Here is a 10,879-nt window from a genome sequence, read left to right as displayed (position 1 = left end):
AAAGGCCAGGTGGCGCAAAGCAGGGAAGTCCATACTGCCGCCCTGATGACTGGCATGCTGCTGCTGTGGATGTTTTACGCCCCGCGTTTCTGGCGTTCCCTGCAAGGCATTCTGGGTCACTTGTGGAGCATTGCCGGCGAATTCGAAGTCACGCCGGTGGCGACCGTGATGCTGTTCGGCCGCATTGCCGGGCAGATGGCCCGGCTTCTGGCGCCGGTTCTGCTGACCACCCTGGTTGTCGGATTTCTGTCGAGCTATCTGCAGATCGGCTGGCTGTTCACCACCGAACCGATGGCGCCGAAACTGTCGAAGATCAACCCGGTCAGCGGCCTGAGCCGCATCTTTTCCAGGCGCGCCATCATCGAGGTGGTCAAATCCCTGCTCAAGGTATTGCTGGTGGGAGTGGTCTCCTACAAGGTCATCATCTCGGAATTCGGACAGGCTCTCGACCTGGTCGACATGGATATCCGGGATACCGTCGGATTTCTGGCAAGCATGGCCGGACGTATCCTGCTGCGCGCCTGCGGCATCATGATCCTGCTGGCCCTGTTCGACTTTCTGTTCGTGCGCTGGGAGATGGAACAGAAAATGAAAATGACCAAGCAGGAACAGAAGGAAGAGCACAAGGAGAGCGAAGGGGATCCGCAGATCAAGTCGCGCATCCGCTCTTTGCAGTTTCAGGCTGCCCGGCGCCGCATGATGGCGGAGGTGCCCAAGGCCGACGTGATCATCACCAACCCGACGCATTTATCCGTCGCCCTGGCCTATGATCGCAGCCGCATGAACGCGCCGCAGGTGGTGGCCAAGGGCGCCGACGCCGTCGCCATGCGCATCCGCGAAATCGCCCGCGAACACAGGGTGCCGCTGGTGGAAAACAAACCCGTCGCCCGCGCCCTGTTCAAGATCGAACTCGGCAGGGAGGTGCCGGAAGAGATGTTTGCTGCGGTCGCGGAAATACTGGCCTACGTTTACGGACTTAAAAAACGTTGAACAGGCGTTAGACAACTGACAACTGACAACTGACAACTGACAACCGACAACCGATAGGTTTCAAATGCTTGATCACTACAGAAAACTGGACTGGAAAAACCTGCTGCTGCGCAGCGACGTGATGGTGGCAGTCGGACTGGTGGCCATTCTGATGGTCATGATTCTGCCGCTGCCGTCCTTCATGCTGGACATATTCCTGTCACTCAACATCACCCTGGGGCTGCTGATCCTGATCATCTGCCTGTACACCAACAAGGCCCTGGAGTTTGCCCTGTTCCCCTCGGTGCTGCTCGCCACCACCCTGTTCCGCCTGTCCCTGAACGTGGCTTCGACCCGCCTGATTCTGCTGCGGGGCAACGAGGGTCCGGCGGCGGCGGGTTCGGTCATCCAGTCCTTCGGGCAGTTCGTGGTCGGCGGCAACTACGTGGTCGGCGTGGTGGTGTTCGTCATCCTGGTGGTCATCAACTTCATGGTCATCACCAAAGGGGCCGGGCGCGTGGCCGAGGTGGCGGCCCGCTTCACCCTGGATGCCATGCCCGGCAAGCAGATGGCGATCGACGCCGATCTCAATGCCGGCTTGCTGTCCGAAGCCCAGGCCCGCGACCGGCGCAAGGAAATCGCCGCTGAGGCCACCTTTTACGGCGCCATGGACGGCGCCAGCAAATTTGTCAAGGGCGACGCCATTGCCGGCATCATCATCACCCTGATCAACATCGGCGCGGGCTTCATCATCGGCGTGGTGCAAAAGGGCATGCCAGCCGCGGCAGCGGCCGAAACCTACACCATCCTTACCGTTGGCGACGGCCTGGTGGGGCAGATCCCGGCCCTGATCATCTCCACCGCCGCCGGCATCCTCGTCACCCGCACCGCCGGCGATGAGGATTTCGGCGGTGCCCTCAAATCCCAGTTCACCATTCATCCCCAGGCACTGTGGGTGGTATCCGGCATCCTGCTGGCCTTCGCCCTGATTCCGGGCCTGCCGACCCTGCCCTTTCTGCTGATTTCCGCCGGCCTGGCCTTCACCGCCCACAGGGTTCAGAAATCCCTGGCGGAACAGGAAATCGAGCGTTACCGGGAAGAACGTCAGCCCCAGGCCGCGAAGGAGGAAAACTACGAGGAAATGTTGTCCGTCGACCTGTTGGAACTGGAGGTCGGCTACGGCCTGATTCCGCTGGTGGACGCCAACCAGAACGGCGAACTGCTGCCACGCATCAAGTCGATCCGCAAACAGTTCGCGCTGGAGTTCGGCTTCATCATCCCCCCCATTCACATCAAGGACAACCTGCAGCTCAAACCCAACGAATACGCGGTGCTCCTGAAGAACATGCGCATCGCCGGCGGCGAGATCCTGCCCAATCATCACCTGGCCATGAATCCGGGGATCGCCACCGAAACCCTCAAGGGGGTGCCGACCACGGAACCGGCCTTCGGCCTGCCGGCCACCTGGATCGGCGAGGATCTCAGGGAACGGGCGCAGATCGCCGGTTACACGGTGGTCGACGGCCATACCGTGATTACCACCCACATCACGGAAATCATCAAACGCCACGCGCACGAACTGATCGGCCGCCAAGAGGTACAGAACTTGCTAGACAACCTTGGCAAGAGCTATCCGAAACTGGTTGAAGAGTTGACGCCCAACCCCCTGCCGCTGGGATGCATTATGAAGGTTCTGCAGAATCTGCTTCGCGAACAGGTCTCGATCCGGGACTTGCGCACCATCCTGGAGATTCTGGCCGACTGGGGAAGCGCCACCAGGGATCCCGACCTGCTCACCGAACAGGTGCGCCAGGGCATGGCCCGCGCCATAAGCGGCCGCCACGCCCGGGACGGCGAACTGCTGGAATTGATGACCCTGGACCAGCAGCTCGAGGAGACCATCGAACAATCGGTGCATCGTACCAACGAAGGCAGTTATCTGGCCCTTGATCCCGGTACCGCCCAGGCGTTTCTGGAGAGTCTGGGCGGCGTCATGCAGTCTCTCGGCGGCGGCTCCACGCCGGTTCTTTTGTGTCCGCCAACGATTCGACCGCATGTCAAGCGCTTGACCGAACGCTACCTGCCCAACCTGGTGTGCCTGTCCCATAACGAGATCGCCCCTCACCTCAGGGTGCAATCGGTAGGAACGGTGAGTATCAATGCTGGTTAGAGTGTTTGAAGCCGAAACCATGGCCCTGGCCCTGAAAAAGGTCAAGGAAGCCCTGGGCCCGGATGCCCTGATCCTGTCAACCCGCACGGTGCGCAAGAGCGGGCTGGGAGTATTCCGCAAGCCGCTGTGCGAGGTCACCGCGGCCATCGACTCGGCGGATACCGAGTCCTTCTCCGAACCACAGGCCAAACCCGGCATCGTACCGGCGGCGGAGATGGACGAGTTGAGCTACCAGGATCTGTGGCGGCAGCCGGAAACACAGCCACAGCCGAAGCCGGCGACCGCCGCCAGCGTCCCCCGGCAGCCTGAGGACAGTCTCAGGGATGTGCGCAACGAAATCGATGAACTCAAGGCTCTCGTGCGGCAGCTGGCCAGGCCCTCCGAACCGGCACCGCCCGGGCCGGCGATCGCGGCAGCCGCGCCAAGGAAACGGCCAGCCGGAACCGAGGTACAGGAGATGGGGCTGCTGCAGAACGAACTGGAGCGCCTCGGCATCAGCGGTGAAGCGGCCGCGACCCTGGAACAGTATGCCTGGGAGAATCTTTCCCCCCGCCAGCTTGGCGACCCGCAGGGGATTCGCGAATTTCTGTCCGACGCCATCGGCCGGCTGGTCCATGTCAGCGGCGCCGTCCGCATCGCGCCGGGGCGCCAGAAGCGCGTTGCGCTGGTCGGCCCCACCGGGGTGGGGAAAACCACCACCATCGCTAAAATGGCCGCCGGACAATTGCTCAAGGGGGTCGGCCGCGTGGCCCTGATCACTATCGACACCTACCGCATCGCCGCCGTGGAACAGCTTAAGGTTTATGGGGAAATCATGCATATCCCCGTCGAGGTGGTCACCACCCCGGAGCAGCTGCACCAGGCCCTGAGCCGACACGCAGACAAGGAACTCATCCTTATCGACACCGCCGGACGCAGCCCCCGCGATGACATGAGCATCGCCGAACTGGCCGCCTTTCTGGGCAAGGCCGAAACGGAAAACCATCTGGTCGTATCCGCGACCACCCGCGACCGGGAGCTTGCCGAGACGGTGCAGCGTTTCAGCCGCATTCCCCTGCACAGCCTGGTTTTCACCAAGCTGGACGAGTGCGAGCAGTGCGGCGCGCTGCTCAACCTGTCCCTGACCCGGCAGTTGCCCCTGTCCTACCTGACCTTCGGACAGCGGGTGCCGGAAGATTTCATGGAAGCGGATGTCGAAGCCATTACCGGCTTCATCACCGGCAGTTACCGAGAGAAGGCCGTATGAACACGCAATACGAGCATGCCGATCAGGCTGAAACCTTGCGTTCCCTGAAGGAACTGCATGCTGAAACGGAAGGGATCCGCCACGCCCTGCCGCCGGCGCGCGTTATCGCCGTGGCCAGTGGCAAAGGCGGGGTGGGAAAAACCGCCGTGGTGGCCAACACGGCCTACGCCCTGGCGCAACTCGGGAAAAAGGTGCTGATCATCGACGCAGATCTGGGACTGGCCAACATCGACGTGGTATTCGGCCTCAATCCGCGCTACAACCTCAACCATTTTTTCGAAGGCCTCAAGAGCCTGGAAGAAATCATGGTCGAAGGCCCCTGGGGGATCAAGATCCTGCCGGCCGGCAGCGGGGTGCAGCAGTTCACGCATCTCGATGCCCGGCAACGCATGCGCCTGATTGAAGACCTCGACGGCCTGCAGGAAGAATTCGACGTGGTGCTGATCGATACCGAGGCGGGTATTTCCGAAAACGTCACCTACTTCACCGTCGCCGCCCAGGAAACCATCATCATCGCCAGCCCCGAACCGACGGCCATCACCGATGCCTACGCCCTGATGAAACTGCTCTCCACCCGTTACCACCAGAAGCAGTTTCAACTGATCGTCAACTCGGTAAGCGGCACCGGAGAAGGGCTCGATGTCTACCAGAAACTGACCACGGTGGCCAACCGCTACCTTTCCATAAGCATCGATTATCTGGGCTGCATACCTTTCGACAAGCGCCTGCGGGAATCGATCCGCCGGCAAAGCCCCATGGTCGAGCTGTATCCGGGCAGCAAAACCAGCCAGGCGTTCACCGCCTTTGCCCGCTACATCATGGACGCGCCGCCGGATGTGCTGCCCAAGGGCACGCTGCAGTTTTTCTGGAAACGTCTGCTGGCCGCCGGCGAAAGGGGCATGCCATGAGTCTCGGACCCGCTTACTCTCCCGTCAGAGCCGAGGAAAAGGACCGTCTGATCAAAAGCCACCTGCACATGGTGAGTTTTCTGACCGAACGCATGGTCAGCCAGGTTCCGGCCTTCATGACGCGCGAAGACATTGCCAGCGCCGCCATGGTGGGGCTGGTCGACGCTGCCAACCGCTTCAAACCCAGTATGGGAGTGCTTTTCAAAACCTTTGCCGAGAAGCGCATGCGCGGCGCGGTGCTGGACGAAGTTCGCCGCATGGACTGGTTTTCACGCTCCATGCGCCAGAAACAATCGCGGGTCTGCCACGCCATCGAAAGTCTGGAAAAGCGTTTGGGGCGTCCGCCGGAGGAAGCGGAGGTCGCCACCGAAATGGACATGAGCCTTGACGCCTACCGTCAACTGCTCGGCGAGGTCAGCTACCTGGGCTGCGTCAGCCTGCACGAGACAATCGAAGACACGGCCGACGGCCCCAGCCTGCTCGACAGCATCGAAGATCCGAACAGCCCGTGCCCGGTGGAGATGGTCGAAAACAGTCAGCTCACCCAGGAACTGGCGCGTCAGATTGACCGGCTCACCGAGAAGGAACGTCTGGTCGTGTCCCTGCTCTACTATGAAGAACTCAGCCAGAAAGAGATCGCCGAGGTCATGGAACTCTCCGAGGGACGTGTGTCACAGCTGCACAGCCAGGCACTGCTCAAACTGCGGACCTACATCAGGCGGGCGCAGGGCGACGCGGCCGCGCAGCTCCACCCGGTACGCTGATTCCGATGTCGCCATTGCTGATCGTGCTCATACTTGCAGCCCTGCTCGGACTGGCCGGGGTCGGCGTCGCCGTGACGCTGGCACTGCGACTGCGGCGCCTTGAACGGCAGCTGCACCGGGAGACACCGGCAGCGGAACCGTGCTCCGCGTTCCAGGCGCCCCTGCTGCAGGCGGCCCTCAGCGAACGCTTGCACCGCAACCCCTTCCACCGCGCCGTGCCGGACCGCTACAAACTGGCCGCCGATCTGCTGGGCCAGGGGATGACGGCCCAGCAGATCGCCGATCTGCTGGGACTGCCCCCAGCGGAGGTGCGACAGCTTGTGAATCTGAGCAAAATCAACCGATCGCGCCCCGATGCGGCAAAGGCCCCTAAAGAAATGGCGCCGTTCGGTCGATAAAAGATTATCGATCCGAAAACCAAGACGAGGCCCTATGAATCGAGGAACCTATATCGCCCTGTCAGGGGCCATTGTCCGTCAGAGAATGATGGACACCGTCTGCAACAACCTGGCCAACAACGAAACCGTCGGCTTCAAAAAAGGCCAGTCGGTGTTCAAGGTCATGCTTGAGAGAGCCGCCACCGGGGATACGGTGGAACGGGTCAACCTCGCAGAGATCGAGGAGGGGTTTACCGATTTTTCCCAGGGCAACCTGTCGCCTTCCGGCGTGCCGACACACATCGCCATCCAGGGCGAAGGCCTTTTCAAAGTGCTGAACGATGACGGCCGCATGTATTACACCCGCCAGGGCAATCTGCGCCTCGACAGCGAAGGGCGCCTGATCAACTCTCAGGGCATGTCCCTGGCCGGCGAGGACGGACGCCCCATCGTGCTGGCCGATCCCGAAATCACCATCACCGAAGACGGCACCATCCAGCAGAAGGACGGGCAGCGAACCCGCATCCCCCTGTATACCTTCGACGATTATTCCGTGCTGATCCGCCAGGGGGGAGGACAGTTCAGCGTACCCGAAGGGCGCGAACAGGAACTGGAGGTGCGGGTTGAAGAGCCGCACATCTTTCAGGGACAACTGGAAGGCTCGAACGTCAACCTCATGCAGGAAATGAATCACATGGTCGAGTCGACACGCATTTTCGAGGCCTGCCAGAAAATGCTCAAGACCTACCACACCCTGGCTTCGGAAGCCAACAAGCTCGGCAGTCTGGGATAAGACGAACCGTCCGAAACAAAGTCATTTCCGAATTTCCCCCACGCGGCCGCGCTGTCGCGACCCGGGGCAGCAAGCGCCAAGGCGCAAAGGAGTCTGCAGTATGATCAGGGCGTTATGGACATCGGCCACCGGCATGGAAGCCCAGCAGATCAACATGGATGTGATCGCCCACAACCTGGCCAACGTCAACAGCGCCGGCTTCAAAAAAAGCCGCGCCGATTTCCAGGACATCCTCTACCAGACCGTCAAAATGGCCGGCACCAGCAGCGACTCCGGCGTGGAGCAGCCCACCAGTGTGCAGGTCGGCCTCGGCAGCCGTGTCGCCTCCATCCAGAAGGTCTTCACCACCGGCGATTTCCAGCAGACCGGCAACGATCTCGATGTCGCCATCGAGGGCGCCGGATTTTTCCAGGTCACCCTGGCCAACGGCGATGCCGCCTATACCCGCGCCGGCGCCTTCAAAAAGGATGGTACCGGAAGGCTCGTAACGTCGGACGGCTATCCACTGTCGCCGGAAATCATCATTCCCGAAAACGCTACCCGGGTATCCATCGGCAGTTACGGCTCGGTGGAGGTGATGCTCGACGGCGAGAGTACGCCGACTCAGGTCGGCACCATTACCCTGGCCCGCTTCAGCAACCCGGCCGGCCTCAACGCCATCGGCCACAACCTCTACACCGAAACCCCGACCACCGGCGCCCCGGTGACCGGCAATCCCGGCGAAGACGGTTTCGGGAGCCTCTCTCAGGGTTTTCTGGAAGGCTCCAACGTCAGCATCATGGAAGAGATGGTCAACATGATCGCAGGCCAGCGCGCCTACGAAATCAACTCCAAAGCCATCAAGACCGCCGACGAGATGCTGCAGATGACCAACAACCTCGTATAAAAGGATGCGCCGAATGTCCGTGGCTCGACCTATGGCAGTGCTCATGGCTTTCCTGATGACCCTGAACTTCCCCGCAACGGCCAGCGCCGCCGGAACCGCAAAGGTCGATGACGCGAAAGTGCGCGAAATCCTGACCGGCTATCTGCAGCGGCAGCAAAAACGTTATCCCGGCGCCGAAATCCGCCTGCGGGATATTCAGCGCATCACGCCGTTTGCCGTTCCCTCCGGACGCCTGCACTGGGAAGTCACCCCATCCAGCCCCCGCTTGCTCGACAGCCGCCGCTTCAACCTGATATTGCGGGCGAATGGCCGGGTCGTCAAAAACATGACCCTGTATGCCGACCTGGAAGCGCTGGCGCCGGTGGCAGTGGCTACCACCGATCTGCCGCGAGGCGCCATCCTCGACCACGAAGATATCAACATGGTCACCATGGACCTGGCGGGGCTGCGCTCCCCCTGTCTTGACGCGGAAGCCCTGATCGGCAAGAAGTTGCGGCGTCCGATGCGCATGGGTTCCGCCTTTAGCGGAACCTGGATCGACACACCGCCCCTGGTAAAACGGGGCGAGATGGTCACCATCACCGCCAGCACGGGTCCCCTGACCGTTACGGCAAGAGGTCTGGCGCAGGAAAACGGCGCCGAGGACGATACCATCCGGGTCAAAAACATCAGCTCCCAAAGAGAGCTTTTCTGCCGGGTGACGGCACCCTCTTCCGTGGAAGTGGAGTTTTGACATGAAATTCGCGCTGCGCCACTGGGCCCTTCTCGCCATGCTGATGTCGATGACCGGCTGTTCCAACGCACGCATCGCCGAGCAACAGGGCCACCATCGGCAGATCGCCGCGCGCCACGTTCAGCCGGAACAACCCGCGGCCCCCGGATCCCTGTGGACCGAAGGCCGCGGCAGCCTGTTCCGGGACAACAAGGCCCGGCACGTGGGGGATATCGTTACCGTGGCCATTTACGAACAGGCCAGCGCCAGCAAGGAGGCCAGCACCGCCACCGGCCGTTCCAGCAGCATGTCCGCGGGCCTTACCAACCTGTTCGGCATCGAAGGCAATATCGCCAATCTCAACAGGTTCATCGATCCGGCCAGCCTGGTCAATACCAGCTATCAAAACGATTTCGACGGTTCCGGCAGCACCTCGCGCAAGGAAGACCTGGTCGCCACCCTCACCGCCCAGGTTATCGAGGAACTGCCCAACGGCAACCTCTGCATCGCCGGCGGCAAGACGGTGACCGTCAACAACGAGGACCAGATCATTCTGCTGGAAGGCATTATCCGCCCATCGGACATCAACTCCCAGAACGTGGTCAACTCCAAGCACATACTGGATGCCAAAATCGCCTATACCGGCAAAGGCGTAATCAGCGACAAGCAGCGCCCCGGCTGGATGACCCGCGTGCTGGATCATATCTGGCCGTTTTAGAGGCTTTAAACCAGTGACTGGTGATTAGTTATTCGTGATTAGTAAAAATACCGAACATCGGTTACCGGTGACCAATCACCAATCACGAATCACTGATTTTACAAAGGATTCCGATTATGTTTCGACATACGCTTGCCCTGCTCTGCTCCGGCTTGATGCTGTGTGCCTTTTGCACACCGGCCGGCGCGACCCGCATCAAGGATATTGCCCGGCTGCAGGGGGTGCGCAGCAATCAGCTGGTCGGCTACGGTCTGGTGGTCGGCCTCAATGGCAGCGGCGACAGTGCCAGCACCGAGTTTACGGTCCGCTCCCTGGTCAACATGATGGAACGCCTCGGGGTCACCGTGAATGCCAACGACGTCAAGGTCGACAATGTGGCTGCGGTTATCGTCACGGCGGAATTGCCCCCATTTTCGAAGACAGGGTCGGCCATCGACGTGCTGGTCTCCTCGATCGGCGACGCCGACAGCCTGGTCGGCGGCAGCCTGCTGATGACCCCCCTGAAAGGCCCCGACGGCCAGGTGTACGCCGTCGCCCAGGGCCCTCTGGCGGTGGGCGGTTTGGCGTTTGGCGGCAAAGCCGCCACCGTGCAGAAAAACCATCCCACGGTGGGGCGCATCCCCGGCGGCGCGCTGGTGGAACGGGAAGTGCCCTTCGCCCTCGATCCCGGCGGTAAGCTTGAATATCAGCTTTCCATGCCGGATTTCACCACGGTCAAACGCATGGCCGAAGCCATCAACAACCATTTCAAACAACCACTGGCCCACCCCAGGGACAGCGGCAGCCTGCAGATCCACATCCCCGAGGACGAGCGGGACCGGCTGGTGAACTTTATCGCCCGCCTGGAAAGTCTTGCCATCCGGCCGGACAGCATGGCGCGCATCGTGGTCAACGAAAAAACCGGCACCATCGTCATGGGCGAGGACGTCCGCATCGCCACCGTCGCCGTCTCCCACGGCAATCTCAACCTGGTGATCAGCGAACACGACCAGGTATCCCAGCCCATGCCCTTTTCCCGGGGGGAAACCGTGGTGGTTCCCGATACCACCGTCGAAGCCACCGAGGAAGCCGGCAACCTGGTGGTGATGGAAATGGGGGTCAGCATCGGCGACGTCGCCCGGGCACTCAACGCCATCGGCGCCACCCCCCGCGACCTCATCGCCATCTTCCAGGCGATCAGGGCCGCCGGCGCGCTGCATGCGGAACTGGTCGTTCTGTAAAAGCGTCAGCCCCTAACGCGCCGCCCCAGCAGCGAAAGTTGCCAGTTGGCGCGACGCTGCTCCATCAAAGGGTTTTCCGCGTCCCGCGTCCCGCAAACCGCGCCCAGGATTTTTGC

11 protein-coding genes are annotated in these 10,879 nt (G+C 61.4%); all 11 read left to right on the top strand.

Annotated elements, in window-relative coordinates; genetic code table 11:
- On the top strand, positions 1-990 hold a 990-nt coding region (gene flhB, locus AB7E65_RS08305; protein ID WP_428745638.1), incomplete at its 5' end, for a flagellar biosynthesis protein FlhB.
- Positions 991-1,054: 64 nt separating this feature from the next.
- Complete coding sequence (flhA, locus tag AB7E65_RS08300) at positions 1,055-3,139, top strand: flagellar biosynthesis protein FlhA (RefSeq protein ID WP_428745637.1); 2,085 nt, start codon at positions 1,055-1,057, stop codon at positions 3,137-3,139.
- Positions 3,129-4,385 (top strand): flagellar biosynthesis protein FlhF, encoded by a 1,257-nt coding sequence (gene flhF / locus AB7E65_RS08295; protein ID WP_072285586.1) that lies wholly within the window; start codon positions 3,129-3,131, stop codon positions 4,383-4,385. Before flhA ends, flhF begins: the two co-directional genes overlap by 11 nt.
- Positions 4,382-5,293, top strand: a complete 912-nt coding sequence (locus AB7E65_RS08290; protein ID WP_072285587.1) for a MinD/ParA family protein — start codon at positions 4,382-4,384, stop codon at positions 5,291-5,293. Before flhF ends, AB7E65_RS08290 begins: the two co-directional genes overlap by 4 nt.
- The gene (locus tag AB7E65_RS08285; RefSeq protein ID WP_428745636.1) at positions 5,290-6,057 is read left to right on the top strand and encodes a FliA/WhiG family RNA polymerase sigma factor; all 768 of its coding nucleotides are present in this window, start codon (positions 5,290-5,292) and stop codon (positions 6,055-6,057) included. Before AB7E65_RS08290 ends, AB7E65_RS08285 begins: the two co-directional genes overlap by 4 nt.
- A 5-nt stretch (positions 6,058-6,062) precedes the next feature.
- On the top strand, positions 6,063-6,455 hold the full coding sequence (locus tag AB7E65_RS08280; RefSeq protein ID WP_072285589.1) for a hypothetical protein: 393 nt from the start codon (positions 6,063-6,065) through the stop codon (positions 6,453-6,455).
- A gap of 34 nt (positions 6,456-6,489) precedes the next feature.
- On the top strand, positions 6,490-7,227 hold the full coding sequence (locus AB7E65_RS08275; protein WP_428745635.1) for a flagellar hook-basal body protein: 738 nt from the start codon (positions 6,490-6,492) through the stop codon (positions 7,225-7,227).
- A 100-nt stretch (positions 7,228-7,327) separates the two neighbouring features.
- The gene (gene flgG / locus AB7E65_RS08270) at positions 7,328-8,113 is read left to right on the top strand and encodes a flagellar basal-body rod protein FlgG (protein WP_072285591.1); all 786 of its coding nucleotides are present in this window, start codon (positions 7,328-7,330) and stop codon (positions 8,111-8,113) included.
- A gap of 13 nt (positions 8,114-8,126) precedes the next feature.
- Entirely contained in the window at positions 8,127-8,846 is a 720-nt protein-coding gene (gene flgA, locus AB7E65_RS08265) for a flagellar basal body P-ring formation chaperone FlgA (RefSeq protein WP_428745634.1), read from the top strand.
- 1 nt (position 8,847) lies between these two features.
- Complete coding sequence (locus AB7E65_RS08260; protein ID WP_320360654.1) at positions 8,848-9,543, top strand: flagellar basal body L-ring protein FlgH; 696 nt, start codon at positions 8,848-8,850, stop codon at positions 9,541-9,543.
- A gap of 155 nt (positions 9,544-9,698) precedes the next feature.
- The gene (locus AB7E65_RS08255) at positions 9,699-10,763 is read left to right on the top strand and encodes a flagellar basal body P-ring protein FlgI (protein WP_407058542.1); all 1,065 of its coding nucleotides are present in this window, start codon (positions 9,699-9,701) and stop codon (positions 10,761-10,763) included.
- The last annotated feature ends 116 nt before the right edge of the window (positions 10,764-10,879 follow it).

Source organism: Syntrophotalea sp., from assembly GCF_050253115.1.
Taxonomy (GTDB): Bacteria; Desulfobacterota; Desulfuromonadia; order Desulfuromonadales; family Syntrophotaleaceae; genus Syntrophotalea; species Syntrophotalea acetylenica.
This window is presented reverse-complemented; position numbering and strand designations above follow the sequence as displayed.